Source organism: Pseudoalteromonas sp. (assembly GCF_041613455.1).
In the GTDB taxonomy this organism is placed as follows: domain Bacteria; phylum Pseudomonadota; class Gammaproteobacteria; order Enterobacterales; family Alteromonadaceae; genus Pseudoalteromonas.
Map to the genome: position 1 here is coordinate 1 of NZ_JBFJHD010000052.1, position 17711 is coordinate 17711.

Genomic DNA, 17711 nt, shown 5'->3' on the forward strand with positions numbered 1-17711 from the left:
AGGCTAAGCTGAATATGCGCTGCAGATCACGATTATACTAACTCACTGGCGTTGCGGTGAAAATAAACCGATTTTTTACCAACTCAGCGCCAGTGCCGTTAATAAAAGGACGAAATTTGAGCAAAAAGACGCCACAACCGCTAAATATAACCGCATTACTGCATCAAGTTAGTAAATGCGTGATCTGTGAGCCACAATTACCACTCGGTGCACGCCCAGTAATACAATTTAACCCTCAGGCTCGTATATTAATCGCCGGGCAAGCACCGGGGATTAAAGTGCATCAAACTGGCATTCCATTTAACGATAAAAGTGGTGAGCGCTTAAGGCAGTGGTTAGGGCTTACTGAACCGCAATTTTATGATGCGAGTAACCTTGCTATTTTACCTATGGGTTTTTGCTACCCTGGCAAAGGCAAGTCGGGGGACTTAGCACCGCGAAAAGAATGCGCCCCTGCGTGGCGGGCAGAGCTTTTAGCGGCTTTACCTAATATTCAGCTAACAATCGTGCTAGGTAAGTATGCGCAACACTACCATTTACCGCATACAAAAAAGTTACCACTTACTGAGTTAGTAAAATCGTGGCGTGACTACTGGCCCCACCATTTACCGCTGCCACACCCCAGCCCACGCAATAATAGTTGGCTTAAAAACAACCCTTGGTTTGCACAAGACGTGCTACCCGAATTAAAACAGCGCGTAGCAGAAGTGTTAGCGCTGTGAGCCATGTTTAACTGCAAGTGCTTAACTGCAAGTGCTCAACCAGTCTCTCACTAAACGAAAATGTTGCACGCTGTTAGCTAACTGCCGCTCTGACTGTGTTGCAACAACGCCAATAACTGCTCTTTTGATAACTGTCCGCTGTTACTACTGCCGCTCAGTACTTTGTCGGCAAGTGCTTGTTTATGCTGATGCAGCTGCAATATTTTTTCTTCTATGGTGTGCTGGGCTATTAGGCGATACACAGTCACTGGGCGAGTTTGCCCCAAGCGGTGCGCTCTATCTGAGGCTTGCTGTTCTACGGCGGGGTTCCACCAAGGATCTAAATGCAGCACATAGTCGGCAGCGGTTAAATTAAGCCCCGTTCCTCCGGCTTTTAAGCTAATTAAAAATAGCGGGGCGCCCCCAGCTTGAAAGGTGTCAACCTGTTGCTTACGTTGCTGGCTGCTCATACTGCCATCTAGGTAACAATAGGCTATACCGCGTTGTTGCAAGCGCTGTTCAACCAATTTAAGTACATCAACAAACTGGCTAAAAATAAGCGCTTGGTGATTATTCTCGAGCAGCTCCTGTATAATTGCATCGGCGGTATCAAGCTTACTGGACGGCAGCGTACTGTTGGCTAATAACAGCTGCGGCGCAATACAGGCGCGACGTAACTTGGTTAGCGAGGCCAAAATAGTAATATATTGGCTGTCGTCTTGGCTGGCTTGCTCTAACGCGTTTAACCGCGTGGCTTCGTACAACGCTTGCTCTGGTTCGCTCAGCGAAAATGTGAGGTTTATTTCGGTTTTTTCTGGCAGCTCGCTCAGTACCGTGTGTTTATTACGGCGTAAAATAAACGGCGCAATTAATGTTTTTAGGGTATCCGCCTGTTGCTGATTTTTGTCGGCATTACCAAAGCGCTTTTTAAACTCAGGTAGGCTGTGTAAAAAACCCGGCATTAAAAAGTTAAATAAGCTCCACAACTCACCTAAGTGATTTTCAATAGGCGTGCCCGACAACGCAATTTTAAACTGCCCGTTCAGTGCAAAAGCCGCTTTAGCACGTAAGCTAAGTGGGTTTTTAATCGCTTGCGCCTCATCAAGAACAATATTAGCAAACTGATGAGTCGCTAATTGCTCGCCTATTAAAGGGAGTAAGCCATAACTTACAATGACTAAATCATTTTTGCTGGCGGTGGCAAGTAGCTCATCGGTGGTGGCTGCATTGTCGATGGTTTTAATATTCAGTGTGGGCGTAAAACGTGCAGCCTCAACTTGCCAGTTATGACACACTGATTTTGGGGCCACCACTAAACTCGCCCCAAGGTCACTGCGCATTTGCAATACATTTAATGTTTGTAGAGTTTTACCTAGCCCCATATCGTCGGCTAAACAGGCATTAAGCCCCCAATTCGCTAACTGCATTAACCATTTTACACCCACCACTTGGTAGTCGCGTAATACCCTTGCTAAATGTGCTGGGATCACCGGCTCACTGGGTTGCTTAAATTGCGCTAAACGGCGTTGCCAGTTTTCGCCAAAGTGAGCATCGCCCAACTCTGCCGCACTATGGTACAAGGGCAGTGCACGCGCATTGGCGATACGTAATGAAGCATCGTCGTCTGCTTGCGTTTGCATGCCAGCTAAACGGTTAAGCAAGTTAGTTAAACGCTGATCTAACAATAACGAGTGCTGCCCGTCAAATTCGATAATGCTGCCACGACGCGGCGCTTTGAGTAGGGTTTGCAACGCAAATACTTGGCCACTGGGTAACGATAAAGTGCCATTCACACTGAGCCAGTCTTGTTCGTCATTTAAATTCAGCGACAGGTGTTTGCTGGTCGCAACTTGCATACCTTGGGCGTTGTCGTCCCAGCTCAACACTAAACGTTGGGTTTGCTGTGCGAGTTCTAATTGGCTAATGGCGTTACTAATGTCTTCGGGTAGGTAAAATTGTAACTGATGTTGTTGCGGGGCATGCGCGTGGCTAAACACCTCGCCTAAAGTTGCGAGTAGCTCTGTTAATGCTTGTTTTTCGGCGGCTAAATTACGCTTCACTACTTGGCTGGTACTCGCAGGGTTATCGCTAAGCGCTAAAGTGGTTGCCCCCATTCCAGGCTCAACCCACGGGCCATCAACACCAAAAGGCATAATATAAAAGTTAATATCAACACCCAGCGCGGTTAATTTTATTACGCTGGCAAGCTCGCACAGGCCTTGGCGTACGTTGTTAACCTCGGCAAGTTCGCTACGGTAGCTGCTAATAAAATGCTCTTTTGATAAGGTATGCAATGCCGCTTTTAATTGCGGTAGCTTTTCTTCGGTTAAGTTTTGCGGCTGCTGTGCAAGTAAACGCTGCAATTTGCGTTGTTTGTCATCAACAACAAATACTTGATACTGATTAGCATGGCTGTGAGTAAGTAAAAAGTCGCCATCGAGATCGGTTATTGGCGGCTGCAGTATAAGTTGATAGCAATCGTTAATGTTTTGCCCAATATCAATAACAAATTCGCCTTTGGTAAGGGTAATTGCCTCACCATGCTGATTTTCAAGACCGTTAAAGTTTATTAATGCCTGTAATACCGCGCTCGTTGCTTGTACTTCTTTATAGCCATACCCCGAATGGTTAGCAATCACTTGCACTAAATTAGCATCGGCCTCGCTCAGTAATGACTGATACTGACGGTAGCCGAGTTCATCAATATTAACTTTACGTCCTTTGCTCCACGCGCCTTTGCTATTAATTTTTTGCACTTTAGCGTGGATCAGGGGTAAATCTAAATGCGTTAAGTCGAGCTGCCACACTAAACGTTCGACTTGTTGAGGCGAATCAAGTTGGCTAATTTCATCTAACCAACGCTGCCATTGTGCAGTACGTGTAAAGTGCTGTAATAGCCCTTGCTCGGGCACTGGCGTATCGTTAATTAACCAATGCGTTAATAGCGCACACTGCTGACCGAGCCAATGCTGATGCTGATTACTGTATTCGCCCAGTTGCTTAAGTAATCGCGTATGCTCCCTAAGTTGATTAACTTGTTCATCCGTGGCGTATTTGATTAACGCCAATAATAAACAAAATAGTGGCGCTTGAGCATTCGGGTTTGCCAGTAAGTAATTAAGGTTGTCGAGCCAAAAGCTGAGCTTTAGCCTAGCAACGCTGTCGCAGCTTAATAATAAAAATTCCACCGCTTGGCTACTATGACTTAACGCGCCAAATTGGCGGTCATACCATTTTTTGCAGCTGTTTAATTGCCTTAAATCGGCCTCAGTGCCCTTGGCATATAAACACACACAATACAGTAACCCGCTTATTTCTGCGGGGTAGTTGCCTTTACCAAACTGTTTACGATAGCGAGTTAGCGCGCTTTTGTACTGCATGAGTGCTGTGTCTAAGTGCTCACCCTGTATGGCTGTGTTATTTGCCTGAGTAAATATCGCTAAATCGCGTTCAGACTGCGCTGTTAATAATTCAGCATAGCTAGGTTGCTGCAGTAACGTGGCTACACTTTCATTTAAATAAACACGCGTGTGCGGCGCTACGGCTAAGGTAGTGTGTTGTATTAACCTAGGCCAGCTGTACTCACCGTTTAGGTTAAAAAATTGGCCACGAATAAACAGCGTAATACACAATTGTTGCCATGGCTCGGGTAAGCTCTGCCATAATGCGTTACTGTGAGTTGACTGGGCGAGCAAAGTAATAAAATGGCCGTGTCGCTCTAAATCTTGTTCTTCTAGTGCCAGTGCAGCTGAGGGTTCAATATGCTCTACGCTTGCTATGAGCGTGTAAATAAACATTAATGCTGCATCGCTATAACGGTAGATGCTGGCAATTTGCGTTAATAACGGCTTATTTAAGCTAGAGCAGTGCTGTAATAAATTAACAATAATATATGCTATGGCATCTATCGACAGCTCATAGTTATTGCCATAGGCGGGCTGCCACACTAACGACTGTTGCTCTAATTGTTTAATAATGGTTTTCACTTCGAATAACGAAAATGAATAGCCTGGTTTAAAATGCTGAAATAACCGCTGGGTAAATTGCTGCGGGGAGTTGTTAGTACCGTACGAGGATGAACTTAATAGTAACGCTAATAAAACACAGAGCTGTTTTTGATCGTCTGTCGTGGTAACTGGTACAAAAGTAACTGAGGGCATAACCAAGCAAAATAAAAGACACAATAATTAAGTATACCCTTGCAAGCCTTTTGCTTTCAAACTTACTCCGCGTGTTTGTTGATGATAGCAATGTGGATTTGGGCTTAATTAGGCGCCAATGGTATACTAACGTTTTGTTGTAACTGGTTGAGTCTAATGTTAACTATTTCAAATACCGTAACCATTGATGACTGGGAACTGGAGTTAACGGCCGTACGCTCGCAGGGTGCAGGTGGACAAAACGTTAATAAAGTAGCCAGTGCTATTCACCTTCGTTTTGATATAAACCGTTCTAAATTACCCGACTTTTATAAACAGCGCTTACTGGCGTTAAACGACAGCCGCATTACTAAAGACGGCGTATTGATCATAAAAGCACAGAGCCATCGCACTCAAGAGCTAAATCGTGAAGATGCTTTAAAACGTTTAAAAGACTTGATCATTAGCGCCACCAAAGTAAATAAAGCGCGCAGAGCCACTAAGCCCAGTCGTAATTCGCAGCGTAAACGCATGGATAAAAAAACCAAGCACGGCCAAACAAAAGCACTGCGCGGTAATATCAAGTTGTAATAAACAAAGCGGCTGCAGATAAAGTGCAGCCGCTTTGTTATCGCGGTGTTATAACCGCTAATGGTAGGTATGATGCCGCGTAACGCTAAAGCGATTAAGAAGATGGTGCACCACATAAACAGCAGTTAAACTCAAAATAATAGCGACAGTCACTGAGCTAAAACGATACAAAGCACTGTAAATGAGATCGTGCCCCGGTGCTAAAGACTGGCCAAATAAAATGCCAAACGTCGTTAACACACCAAACCCAACCCCAGTCGTCCCTCCGGTTAAAATGTGATAGCGGCTAAAAATAAACGACAAAATCCACAGCACCATCACCGGAAAGAGTAAAAAGTCACTATGGGTATATAAAAATAACTGCGCAATCACCGCCGCACTACAGCCAATTAACGTACCAATAATACGCTGTACGCTGGCCCCTCCTGCCGCTTTCCAACAAAGCGAAAACAAAATTAAAATAGACGCCGACTGGGCAGAAATAGAATCGCGTAAATCAAGCACCTGAAAAATCACAAACGAGAGCGTTGCCACCACCGAGCACAACAGCACCTCGTGGCGAATACTGTCATTATCTTTTTTAGCTACACTGCGCGGCGGGCGGGCGCTTACATCGGGAAACACACCATGCATTAAAGCGGCCACCACAATAGTAAATACAATGGCTATAGCGTTACTCACAATCAGCGGATAAATACCGCCACTGCCGCTAGCGTAACTGGCAAAATGTAATTGAATCGACAAACTGACCGCGCCCTGCGCACCAAATAAAAAGGCACTACCACTGCTCATTTGATAAAAGAAAATACAAAATGTGGCAAATACAATTAGCACCATCACAAGGTGTAAATGCGAAAATAACCCCTGTATTACAAGCACTATAAAAGCCGCAAACACGGTCGTGGTCAAAAATTGGCGCACCACCGATTTATTTAATGTCGGCACTAAGCCTAATAACAACATGGGATACACAGTAAAAAATATTCCATTTGGCCAGTTCATTAGGTTGCTCAAGGCAAACCCTAACGTGCAGCCACCGGCAATCCGCAGTGCTTGGCGCAGGCCATTGGCATTAAGCTGTGGAAGCGGATTACTTAATTCACTCATCTTGCCTCCACTAATAAATATAATGTAACCAACTAATCACACGTATTTGTGAAGCCGCTAACCACTGGCCAATGGTTGATTCTGGTAATAACTGTACCGTCGCTCGCGCACCGCTTTGCATATTAGTGATCAGCTGTTTGTTGTTTATTAGTTGCAAGTGAATGCGTTGCCGCTGCGCGTCGCGAACCCAGCGATTGCTGTTTTCTGTGCTGCTAAGTAAGCCATTTGCACTGAGTTGACCGTCACTGACGCCAGCTTCAAAGCTAATGATTTTGGCGTCGTATACTTCACCAGGACGGCTATCAAACACCACTTTAGCTAAACTGCCAACCCGCATATTCAACAATGACTTTTCTCTAAAGTCAGCAACTAAATCAGCTTTTTTAGCCACCACAGCCAATAGCGGTTTGCCCGTTAGGGCGTAGTCGCCTTCAAGTAATTGTAAATTAGTGACCACCCCATCAGTAAACGCCCGCACTTGGGTATACGACAAATTAAGCTTGGCTTGCGCTAATTGATTCGCCGCATGGCGCAACGCTAAATTATCTTCTCCCGCGGTGCCCCGTGCTAATACTGCTTCGGCTAATTGCGCTTCTAAAGCGGCAACCGTTGATTTACTGGCAGCAAAATTAGCCCGAATGCTTTCCAGCTCTTGCTCCGAAATTGAATTTTGTTTGTAGAGTTTTTCGCCCCTGCTTTTTAATAAACTTTGCTCATGCTGCTTTGCTTTTGCAGCACTAATTTGCGCTTCAAGTGCTTTAATATTGGTATCGAGGCGTTTATTTTGTAGTTTAGCATCAGCCTGTGCCAGTTGCGCTTGTTCTAATGCTAATAAATGGGTGCTTTTATCTATTTCAAATAATATATCACCAGCCTTTACCGGTTGGTTATTACTTACCAATACATTAACGACACGACCACTGGTTTGCGGCGAAATTTGCACAACAGGGTGAAAAACCCGCGCTTGCGGCGTGACCGGTAGCCAAATATCTGCAATAACGTAATAGCAAAATACAAAAATAAATCCTACAAGTGAAAATCGCACATAACGTGCAAACGTTTGATCAGGTGTCATTGTTAGCCTTATTCGTATGTTGTTTTTCTATATACTGCTTGGCGTTTGCTTCCATTTTAACTAAACCATGCGCCATAACATCTAACTGCTCATCGTTCAGCCCAGCATAAAGCTGATTTTTGATGTCGGTTATCAGTGTATTTACATCATTTAATATATGCCGTCCTTGCGCGGTAAAATATATTTTTTTACTGCGTTTGTCGTGTATATCCACTTGGCGCGTGATCAGCATTAGCGCTTCAAGCTGTTTAAGAGTACGGGTTAACGAGGGCATTTCGATGCCTAAACTATGCGCTAATGCTTGCTGAGTGACGCCTTCATTAAGCATATTTATATGCACTAACGCCACCCAACGTGATTGGGTTAAACCGAGTGGTTCAACAGCAATAGTGACCACTTCTCGACATAATCTATGTACTCGGCCCATACTGCCGCACAAGGTTAATGCCAGCGTTTCATGAAATGGGATCTGGTTTGACATAACAACCTTTAATTAGTTAGCAAGCTAAGTAGTTTAGCATTTGTTAGCGTGCTAAGTAAATATATCGCCTGCTACCGAATTTCCCTAGTTACCCTATAACTGTAGCGCAAACAGCTGTATTTGCTGTAAAAGAAATTTAGAATTGAGAATAAATAAGCAGCAAACTAGTCACTGCTTAATAGAGAGTCATCGAGCAAAAAACAAACAAACCGCAACCGAGTTGTTCAGTTGAAAACAGATTTATTAGTTTGGGTGTCTGCTTAATTTATATTATGTGAAGGTATCAGCATGGGCAGCCTAGTAAATGTTGCTCATGCTATTGCAGCGTAAAGCGGTTTTTATTGCACGCAACGGTTAAAAGTTCAGCAAGTTAGCGGGAGAGTATTGGTCGGTTAATACTTTAGTGTCGGCAGGCCAGTCTCTAGCATGTTGAGTAAAATGTAAGTTTTCACTTATAGCGTGAATATCTATGTCATACGGTGCTAACCGAGGAGCAAGTTGTGCAGCACGCTGGCTAATTTGTTGGGCCGTCGGCGGGGTTTTATAGCCGGCTAAAATGATACGGTTAGTGCGGTTTTTAAGGCTCACATTAATAAAGTCGCCAAACACGGCGTAATAGGTGGCCGACTCATGTTGATACAGCTTACTTGACGAAAATGTATTAGCAGCAACAACACCACCATCGGCTAATACACTTTTTAGTTCAGTAAAAAACTCTTTAGTGAGTAAATGCTCCGGAATGTAATCGCCGTTAAACGCATCTAAAATAATCCAATCAAACTGCTGTTTCTTTAATGCCGCGCGCTTAATAAAAATTCGTCCGTCTTGGGCTTTGGCAGTGACTTTATCGCTTTCTTGAAAAGCAAAATAGTTACGAGCAACACTAATAACCGCAGGATCTATTTCTATGTTTGTGATTGTCGCTGCCGGATAAAGCTCACTGATTGTATTAGACAGAGTGCCGCCACCAAGGCCAATAATGAGTACCTTTTTAGGGTTTTCGATCAGCAATAAACTGGCAAAGGTCAGCTTAGTGTAATTAAATACTAAGCGTTTAGGGTCACTGACATACATGCAGCTTTGACTACTTTGGCTGGATTTTTCGTCAAACTTTAAACAGCGTAAGTCACCGTTTTGCTCCACTAAAATATTACGATATAAGGAGCGTTCGCTATGAATCGTGTTTGCCTTGGCTATATGGCTAAACGCTAAAGTGGCAAGTATTAGCTTAAAAATAACGTTACGCATAACACGGCTCCGCAATAATCAGTTTATTAACCACTATAGCTAACAGCCCAAGTAACGCTAATAGTAAAGCAAAGCCAATAATGATGGTGTTTACGTCAAACGCCAGCACCATGTAAAACGAGGTAATAATAGTGCCCAACGCACTGCCGAGGGTACTTACAAAGTATAATCCGCCAGCGACTTGGCCACTGTGGGCGCTGTCGGTAACCAGTAGCCGCACCGAGTAGGGCGAAATCATGCCTAATATAATGGTAGGCACAAAAAACAGCGCGGTCGATGCGACTAACGAGCCATAGCGGCTGTCTTCTATATGGGTAAAAATAAATGCCATAATAGGGTTAGCAAATAACGCGATAGGTAACACCATAATACTGGCCAGTAAGAAAATAGCGCCGTATTTGCTAAGGCTGGGGCGCTTAATCGATAATTTCCCCCCGAGCAAATAACCAAACGACAAGCTGAGCATAAAAACAGTGATAATGCTGCCCCAAATATGCACACTACTGCCAAAAAACGGCGCTAAAATTCGCCCGCCTAATAGCTCTATGCCCATGATGCTAAAGCCGCTACTAAAGGCTAAAAAGTAAATCAGCGCATTGGTTTTATTAAACATTATTATAATTCTTGTAGAGTTATTTTTACTCATCTTAACGTGATGTGGAACAACTGGCTATGCTTTATTTTTGTACTGTAAAGGGCGTTTACAGTGCAGAAAAACCCCATAGCTAAATAAGCTATGGTATTTTTAATTATGCTAATGCGTACAGTGGGTTAGTAAGCGCCGGCGCTATAAATAAGCTCATAGCTGTGGCTATATATTTCTAAAATATTACCAAACGGGTCTTCCATATAAATCATGCGGTAGGGTTTTTCACCTGGGTAGTAGTAGCGTGGCTTCGGCATACGCTTTTTACCGCCAGCGGCAACAATACGTTCAGCTAAGCCCTCAACATCTGGGTCTTGCACACAAAAGTGAAAGATGCCCGTTTTCCAGTATTCAAAGTTATTTTCTGGGTTTTGTTGGTTTTTAAACTCAAAGATTTCGACACCAATGCGATCCCCTGTTGCAAGGTGCGCAATTTTAAATTTTTGCCAATTAGGGCCAAATACATCGGTACACATTTCTCCAATGGGGCTGTTATCTTCTACGATTTCTGTTGGCTCCATTATGGTGTACCAACCCATTACTTTAGTGTAAAACTCAACGGCTTTTTCAACGTTGGGCACTGAAATACCAATATGCGAAAAGCTACGAGGATATGTATGGCTCATAATGTTTTCCTGTTTAACTTAATTAGTTGATGGAGTTAGTTTACGAACCACTATACATTAAGTAAAATTATCATTAATTATATAAATAAGTATATTTTGTAATGATAAATCCTATTTGGTTAAATACGTTTTGCACCTTGGTTGAGGTAAATCACTTTACCCGCACCAGTGAACGGTTATTTATGACACAGTCTGGCGTCAGCCAGCATGTTAAAAAGTTAGAGCAGCAACTAGGCTGTGTATTGCTACAGCGCCACGGCAAGCAGTTTTCACTCACCCCACAAGGACACAATTTATACCAAAAAGGTAGTCAACTGCTCAAAGAGTGGCAGTTTTTAGAGCAGCAACTCAATGATGACTCGCCTTACAGTGGCGAGGTTAAAATTCAGTCTCCGGGCAGTTGTGGGCTCAAGTTTTATAACCAATTACTCGCATTGCAAGCCACGCATAATAGCTTAATTATTGATTACCGCTTTGCCCCTAACCTGAGTGTAGAGCAGGCGGTGCGGATCAGCATGCCGATATTGGCTTTTTAACCCAAGCGCCTTCGCTTAGTGAAATAAGCAGCTATAAAATTGGCGCAGAAAACTTATTACTGGTGACTCCCAAGCAAGTCAACGAGCCAACATGGCAAACGCTTTGTGATCTAGGCTTCATTGCTCACCCCGATGCAAGCCATCATGCTCAACTATTATTAAGCGCAAACTACCCACAGTTTGAGCATATTGAACAAATAAAACGTAGCGGATTTTCTAACCAAATTAGTTTAATACTTGAGCCGGTAAGCTTAGGACTTGGCTTTAGTGTGCTTCCCGCGCATGCGGTAATGGCATTTAATAAGCCGCAGTTAATTAATATTCACTATTTAACTAAGCCCGTTAGTGAGTCTATTTATGTGTGTCATCATCGTAACCGCCCTTTAGCAAAACGCATGCACACAGTGATCAGCACGATTGAGAACGGTTTATAAATTAACTCGCGCATAGCTTAGAGTCGTGCCAACAAGCCTTAGTAAATTATTTTTAAGATTTATTGATAATTAAAGTCCATAATGGTTTTTTGTGATGTTATTGCTTAAGTTTTGAAGTAAAGGAAGGTGAATATGCAAATACAGCAACTGCCAAGTAAAACTTTAACGGGTATAAAGATAAGAACCAGTAATGCCGATGAAATGAACTCAGGCACGGCACAAATAACAGAGCTGTGGGAAAAATTTAGTCATAAACATGGACAAAAACTAACAACAAATAGCAAAGTTTATGGTGTGTACACTAACTACGAAAGTGATGTAAGCGGCGAGTTTGATGTTATTGCCTGTTGCGACGATCTGTCACTCGCCGATAAACACTCAGTAAAAGTAACCACGGTTGCAGGGAGTTATTTAGTGTTTAAAGGGGAGGGCGAAATGCCCGACGCAGTCATCGATTTATGGGGCGAAATTTGGCAATATTTTAGCTCTGACGAGTGCCGCTATACCCGCACTTACAGCAGTGACTACGAATATTATAAAAGTAGCAACCAAATAGAAATAGCCATTGCCGTAAAAGAATAAAAGGCTGTGAGCTAATATAAAAAACGCTAGCATTGCACCCGCTAGCGTTTTTTTATGCCCAGGTTACTAAGCGTACAATTACGCTTGCAGCGCCATAGTGGCCATTTTCATAATGCTGTCAAATGACTTAGCACCGGCAATAAATAAACCGTTATGACAAAAAACAGCATCATCAATACCAATTGCTTGCTGAAACGCTTCATCAGACAAGCCAGCCCAGGCTGTTGGCAGTGACTTTCTGTCTTCAAACGAGCCAGGCTCTACCGGTACGGTTTGTATGATCCACTGTCCAGAGTGCGAAGGGTATACCATGTATAATGCTTGCTCAGAAAGTGCATGCACTGTTTTTTTCCACGGCGTGTATTTTTCTAATACTATGAGCCGGGGATCAGCGGCATCTTCAATGGCTTTAGCCACAATTGCTTTCGCACTAATACCGCCATTAGCGGCCGCAATAAAGCGGGTTAATAACCGCGACGCAAACTCAACAGCCTCGTCAAAACACGCGTCAAAGTTGCTTTCTTCTTGCCAGGTGGGGTTAAACATTGAAATCGTTTGGCTAAGGCTAATACCTTGCGCAACCCCTTCTACGTGACCACAATCAACCGCATCAATGGTCGACACTAAACCGGCATCCAGCGCATTGGCGGTTTCTTGATTACCTTGGCATATCTGTACGCCGTATTTTTGCCAAATTAAGCCAAATGATGAATAAGGAATGCCATTTTCGCGTGCACCGGCCCCGCCACGTTGGTGGTGATCAAAGCGATTCGTCTCTGGGTTATGCTCGCCGCCGACATCGATCACTATATCGGCTTTGCTGATCAACGCCATATCGCGGGTGCGAATAAGTTTAACGTTAGGAAAAATACATTTAAGGGCAGCCACACTAAACACATCATCTGCATGAAAGTTGCCATTGTGAGTTGCTATCGTTAATTCGGTCATTGGTTTGCTATCATTTTCAAAAAAGATAATAAAGTCTCGCTATTTAAACGTTACGGTTTTAAAAAATATAAATTACAGCGCAGATTCTATCTGATGACAGCAAACAAAAACAGCAAACTGTTTCATTCGTATAAAGGTAACCCCGGTTATTTACATATTAGTTACCATAACAAAACGCTGGCAGTGCAAAGCGAAAAACCTTGCATTAAAATTACACATAAACGCCAATTAAATACATAAGTAATGCTTAAACAAACCCTTTTAGAACACTTTAATTTTTATTGTTGCGCTAAACGTTAAATAAACATTCATTTAAAAGCCGATCTCAAAACTAAGGTAAGCAATTGATTAATAACAACAAAGCATACTTTACAGCAAAGCATAGCAACATTTAAATGTTACAAAAACGTGCCATACAAGACCTTTGCCTAATCGTAATTTAAAATTAGCTGTTTTATTCTCCTGCACCACCATTAATTTGCTTTAAATAAAGCCGACTTTTTATTTGAGTGAGCAACTTATGTTGCAGGAGAAGCCATGAAAAACACGCCGCAAGATGCTAAACCATCTGATGCACCACAGGTAGCGGATACTCAAACCGTTACCGATAGCTATAAAAACCTTCACAAGCCAAGTTCCGAATTTAACAGCCGCGACGAGTACCTAGAGCACGAGTTGCAAATTATGCAACCTAAACGCTGGCGTGCAAACTTACCGTTTAGAGACTATAGATTTGAATTTGAAGACACCATTCCAGCTATGGCCGCCACCATAGGTAAAGTGGTGATGGTAGCAGCTATTGCCGCCACGTTTGCCAGCCCTTTAGGATTAAGTGATACCTTTGTTTTAGAGAATGTGCGCTACGAATTACTTATCGTTGCGTTTTTTATTATTTTATTTTCGGGCTTTCTGTTGCCCACCGCTAACTTAGCCGGTACCCATGGGCCATTAATTCCGTTAATCCCCATTGTGGTTGCTGCAGGGGGGCACCCTATGGCATTTGGCCTGCTGATTGCCGCCTTTGGTTTGATTTTAGCCATCAGTAAAGGGGGCAGTTTGTTGGCTAAACTCACCAGCAAAGGCGTGTGTGGCGGGCTGCTGCTGTACTTAGGGTTTATTGGTATAACCTCGCAGGTTAAAAAGCTCTTTGCCTGGGCTGAAGCCATTGATATGACCCATATTGCCTTTATCGTTATTTTTTCCACCATCCTCTTATATGCCATGTTAGAGCATTTTAAAAAGCGCTGGTTAGCGGTACCACTAAGCTGTGTGTTAGGCGGTGTGGTTGCGTTTGCGTTAGGCGCGCCATTTGAGTTTGTTACCGGCCCTGGGCTTCCTAATATGGACCCTATGTACTGGTGGGGCGAAGACACCGGTTGGATGCTTGGGCTACCGACACTTGAAAGCTTTGTGGTAGTGCTGCCCTTTGCTGTACTCGCTGTAGCCATGTGGTCACCCGACTTTTTAGGTCATCAGGTATTTCAAAAAATTAGTTACCCTAAGCGCACCGAAAAAGTACAAATGAATATCGACGATACCATGCTTAGCGCATCGGTAAGACAAACCTTTGGCTCGTTATTAGGCGGCGCTAACTTTGCATCATCGTGGGGGACCTATATTGTACCCGCAGCCATAGCAAAACGTCCCATCCCCGCAGGTGCTATATTAACTGCGTTATTTTGTGTTATTGCTGGCGTATGGGGTTACCCAATGGATTTAGCTATTTGGCAACCTGTGTTGTGTGTAGCGCTAATCGTTGGGGTGTTTATTCCACTGCTCGAAGCTGGCATGGAAATGACCCGCGTCGGTAAAACCACACAGTCAGCGGCAATCGTGGTATTTGCTTCTAGCTTAGTGAATCCTGCATTTGGTTGGTCACTTACCATACTGCTCGATAACTTGGGCCTGATTGGCTGTAAGCAAAGAAGTAAAGAACTTCCTCGCATGAGCCGCTGGATCATTCCACTGGTGATGTTTGTATTACTTACAAGTGTTATGGCTATGGTCGGCATGCTACCTGGCATACCCGCGTTAGTCGCAAGCTTTAGGCATTAATACGCGCTATTAGCTTAACTACACCCACCCACAGAAAGCGCATTTTATATGCGCTTTTTGTATTTTAAATATATTAGTTTTTAGCTGAATGTTTTAACTGGCCGCCAGTTTCATTTTGTTAAGTGTCCTTGGTGAAAACCAAGCTAGCTAAAGACACTCAGGTTACGTTACATTAAATTTATACTAATAATTATCATCGTTTAGTCATGGCGCAATTAAAATCAGCTAGACTGGTTTATGCAATGGATAAAAATAACAATGGCATAGAGTTAGACGCGCGATGTATATTTTTGGCAATACGTTTTATTCTGCTAATCGCTATAATAAAAACAATAACTAATTTATTTCACTAACCGCTTTATTTTTATCTATATTATTTAATGTTACAGGGTAAACCTAAGCTTGGGTTAGCTACATTTAAATTGAGCTGTATAATGAAACGCGTCTGGTTATTCGCTGTGGCTAAATAATAGGAAAGTTAATGAATATTGATGATGAAGTATTAAAAGAAAAACTAGCGAATGCAAAAATTTTAATCGTCGAAGATCAGCCGTTAAATATAATAATACTGCAAAATATATTATCACCTCATTATCAGGTTTGCGCGGTTCACAGTGGTGAAGAAGCACTTGAGCAGTGCAAAACATATACTCCCGACTTAATTATATTAGATATAAAGTTACCAGGTATTGATGGTGTAGAAACCTGCAAAAGACTTAAAAATCTGCCTGCAGTAAAAAATGTTCCCGTGCTGTTTATCACCTCATTTCATCAGCATGAAGAATATTGTTGGCAAGCCGGTGGGGTCGATTTCATTCCTAAACCCATCGCAGAAAATACTGTTTTTAACCGCGTGAAAGCGCACCTGACTATTAAGTTGCAGCGTGATAAATTATTAGAAATGGTGTTTTTAGATAGCTTAAGCCAAATATATAATCGGCGTTATTTTGATTCACATGTTAAAAAAATTGACTTGCATGCCAAAAGAGAAAAAGAAGATTACACACTTATTTTATTAGATATCGACTTCTTTAAACAGTTTAATGATATTTATGGCCACATAACTGCAGACGAAGCGTTAAAAAAGGTAGCTAAAACTATTTCAAATACGCTGAAGCGCCCCAGTGACTTTGTGGCGCGCTTTGGCGGTGAAGAATTTATTGTTGTGTTACCAGGAACTAACATTAAAGGCGGGATCTCGGTAGCTGAAAATATACTTAAAAATATCAATGCGCTTAATATTCCCCATGACTTTTCACCCCTTAAGCACTTAACCGTGAGCGCGGGGCTGGCTACTTTAGAAAACTCACAAGGGCAGGCGAGTGTGCTCCAAGTAGCCGATGATAAGCTGTATAAAGCTAAGCAGTCTGGGCGCAACAAACTAAGCTTTTAAACCACGCTAATCGCTTGTTATTTATAGCACTTTAATAGCGTGTTCACTACATTCAACATAACTGATATACAGCGCCATGGAGTACAAGATCAAACAATGCAGGCGCAATTACCAAACAAGCAAGTAAAGCGCATTAGTCTCGCCTTATAGTTTAGCCTCTTGCCATTTAAGTGATTGCGGCATTACAGGTATAAAATTTTAACGCCAATACCAATTAACACCACGCCGCCTAACATTTCAGCTTTGCTTTCTAGCCAAGTGCCGCTCTTGGCGCCAATCAACACGCCAAACCAGCTAAAAATAGCCGTAGCAGCGCCTATCACTAAACAAGCGAGGAACGGGTTTACATTGAGTAGGGTGAGGGTGAACCCCGCGGCCATGGCATCAATGCTAGTCGCTATAGCCAGTAGTAGCATGATGCGATGCGTGATTTTAGCTATGTCTTGTTCAATGCCATGTTGTAGTGACTCATAAATCATTTTTCCGCCAATAATGAGCAGTAACCCAAAAGCAATCCAATGGGCATAGCTGTCTACCCAACCGAGCACGCCTTTGCCACCAAAATAACCAATTAACGGCATTAAGCCTTGAAATAAACCAAAATACAGCGCCGACATCAGTGCCATATTTTTTACCCGCTTAATGTGCTTTGAGCCTAAGCCAATTGACACCGCAAACGCATCCATACTTAATGCGATAGCTAAAATAACCACCTCTAACATATAAACCCCATAACTCTAAAAAAACAGCCTACTTATATAAGCCGAAAATATTATTACAAATAGTAAAAAGCGCCGCATTATAGCCAACATTTTGGGGTTTGGCTGCCGATAGATTTTAGAACAAAATCAGTACTGCCATTAATAAGTAAAGTAATGTAAACATTATTTACTTAAACAATAGAATAAATAAAATAATCCGCTTTATTACCATTGATGTTACACAAGACTATTTTCTACCTGCTTGCAACGAAAGGGCTTTTAATTAACTTAATTAGGATTATTTATGGGCTTAAAAAACACAGCGACCGACTATGGCGCTATAGCTAAGTGGTTACATTGGACAACGGCGTTACTCTTTTTTGGCGCCTATATTAGTGTATATTATCGCCACTGGTTTACCGAGTATGATACGCCCGCAAACTGGACT

General features: G+C 42.7%; 14 protein-coding genes and 1 pseudogene. 6 read left to right on the top strand and 9 right to left on the bottom strand.

Annotated elements, in window-relative coordinates; genetic code table 11:
* Nucleotides 1–116 precede the first annotated feature (116 nt).
* Nucleotides 117–722: a uracil-DNA glycosylase family protein gene (locus ABYB02_RS07235; protein WP_372761797.1), complete on the top strand. Its 606-nt coding sequence runs from the start codon at nucleotides 117–119 to the stop codon at nucleotides 720–722.
* A 77-nt stretch (nucleotides 723–799) separates the two neighbouring features.
* Here ABYB02_RS07235 and ABYB02_RS07240 read toward each other — a convergent pair whose 3' ends face one another.
* Nucleotides 800–4861, bottom strand: a complete 4062-nt coding sequence (locus ABYB02_RS07240) for a DEAD/DEAH box helicase (protein WP_372761798.1) — start codon at nucleotides 4859–4861, stop codon at nucleotides 800–802.
* 156 nt (nucleotides 4862–5017) lie between these two features.
* Between ABYB02_RS07240 and arfB the strand changes: the two genes are divergently transcribed.
* Entirely contained in the window at nucleotides 5018–5431 is a 414-nt protein-coding gene (gene arfB / locus ABYB02_RS07245; RefSeq protein ID WP_372761799.1) for an alternative ribosome rescue aminoacyl-tRNA hydrolase ArfB, read from the top strand.
* Nucleotides 5432–5488: 57 nt separating this feature from the next.
* Here the strand turns inward: arfB and ABYB02_RS07250 are convergent, their stop codons facing one another.
* From ABYB02_RS07250 to ABYB02_RS07275, 6 genes are all read right to left on the bottom strand, one after another.
* Nucleotides 5489–6538: a DUF2955 domain-containing protein gene (locus ABYB02_RS07250; RefSeq protein ID WP_372761800.1), complete on the bottom strand. Its 1050-nt coding sequence runs from the start codon at nucleotides 6536–6538 to the stop codon at nucleotides 5489–5491.
* A gap of 10 nt (nucleotides 6539–6548) precedes the next feature.
* Complete coding sequence (locus tag ABYB02_RS07255) at nucleotides 6549–7613, bottom strand: HlyD family secretion protein (protein WP_372761801.1); 1065 nt, start codon at nucleotides 7611–7613, stop codon at nucleotides 6549–6551.
* Nucleotides 7603–8094: a MarR family transcriptional regulator gene (locus tag ABYB02_RS07260; RefSeq protein ID WP_372761802.1), complete on the bottom strand. Its 492-nt coding sequence runs from the start codon at nucleotides 8092–8094 to the stop codon at nucleotides 7603–7605. The genes ABYB02_RS07255 and ABYB02_RS07260 overlap by 11 nt, the downstream gene beginning before the upstream one ends.
* A 354-nt stretch (nucleotides 8095–8448) precedes the next feature.
* Nucleotides 8449–9342 carry a spermidine synthase gene (locus ABYB02_RS07265; RefSeq protein WP_372761803.1) on the bottom strand — a complete coding sequence of 298 codons (894 nt, stop codon included), beginning with the start codon at nucleotides 9340–9342 and terminating at the stop codon, nucleotides 8449–8451.
* Nucleotides 9335–9955 (bottom strand): fused MFS/spermidine synthase, encoded by a 621-nt coding sequence (locus ABYB02_RS07270; RefSeq protein ID WP_372761804.1) that lies wholly within the window; start codon nucleotides 9953–9955, stop codon nucleotides 9335–9337. The genes ABYB02_RS07265 and ABYB02_RS07270 overlap by 8 nt, the downstream gene beginning before the upstream one ends.
* Nucleotides 9956–10113: 158 nt before the next feature.
* Nucleotides 10114–10614 carry a lactoylglutathione lyase family protein gene (locus tag ABYB02_RS07275; protein WP_372761805.1) on the bottom strand — a complete coding sequence of 167 codons (501 nt, stop codon included), beginning with the start codon at nucleotides 10612–10614 and terminating at the stop codon, nucleotides 10114–10116.
* 101 nt (nucleotides 10615–10715) lie between these two features.
* On the opposite strand from ABYB02_RS07275, the pseudogene ABYB02_RS07280 reads away from it, so the two are divergent.
* A pseudogene (locus tag ABYB02_RS07280) lies at nucleotides 10716–11584 on the top strand (LysR family transcriptional regulator).
* A 132-nt stretch (nucleotides 11585–11716) separates the two neighbouring features.
* Complete coding sequence (locus tag ABYB02_RS07285; RefSeq protein ID WP_372761806.1) at nucleotides 11717–12166, top strand: GyrI-like domain-containing protein; 450 nt, start codon at nucleotides 11717–11719, stop codon at nucleotides 12164–12166.
* A 78-nt stretch (nucleotides 12167–12244) separates the two neighbouring features.
* Here ABYB02_RS07285 and ABYB02_RS07290 read toward each other — a convergent pair whose 3' ends face one another.
* Nucleotides 12245–13114, bottom strand: a complete 870-nt coding sequence (locus ABYB02_RS07290; protein WP_372761807.1) for an MYG1 family protein — start codon at nucleotides 13112–13114, stop codon at nucleotides 12245–12247.
* Nucleotides 13115–13651: 537 nt separating this feature from the next.
* On the opposite strand from ABYB02_RS07290, the gene ABYB02_RS07295 reads away from it, so the two are divergent.
* On the top strand, nucleotides 13652–15169 hold the full coding sequence (locus tag ABYB02_RS07295; protein WP_372761808.1) for a DUF3360 family protein: 1518 nt from the start codon (nucleotides 13652–13654) through the stop codon (nucleotides 15167–15169).
* 481 nt (nucleotides 15170–15650) lie between these two features.
* Nucleotides 15651–16562 (top strand): diguanylate cyclase, encoded by a 912-nt coding sequence (locus ABYB02_RS07300; RefSeq protein WP_372761809.1) that lies wholly within the window; start codon nucleotides 15651–15653, stop codon nucleotides 16560–16562.
* Between the two features lie 182 nt (nucleotides 16563–16744).
* Here the strand turns inward: ABYB02_RS07300 and ABYB02_RS07305 are convergent, their stop codons facing one another.
* Nucleotides 16745–17284, bottom strand: a complete 540-nt coding sequence (locus ABYB02_RS07305; RefSeq protein WP_372761810.1) for a manganese efflux pump MntP family protein — start codon at nucleotides 17282–17284, stop codon at nucleotides 16745–16747.
* Between the last annotated feature and the right edge of the window lie 427 nt (nucleotides 17285–17711).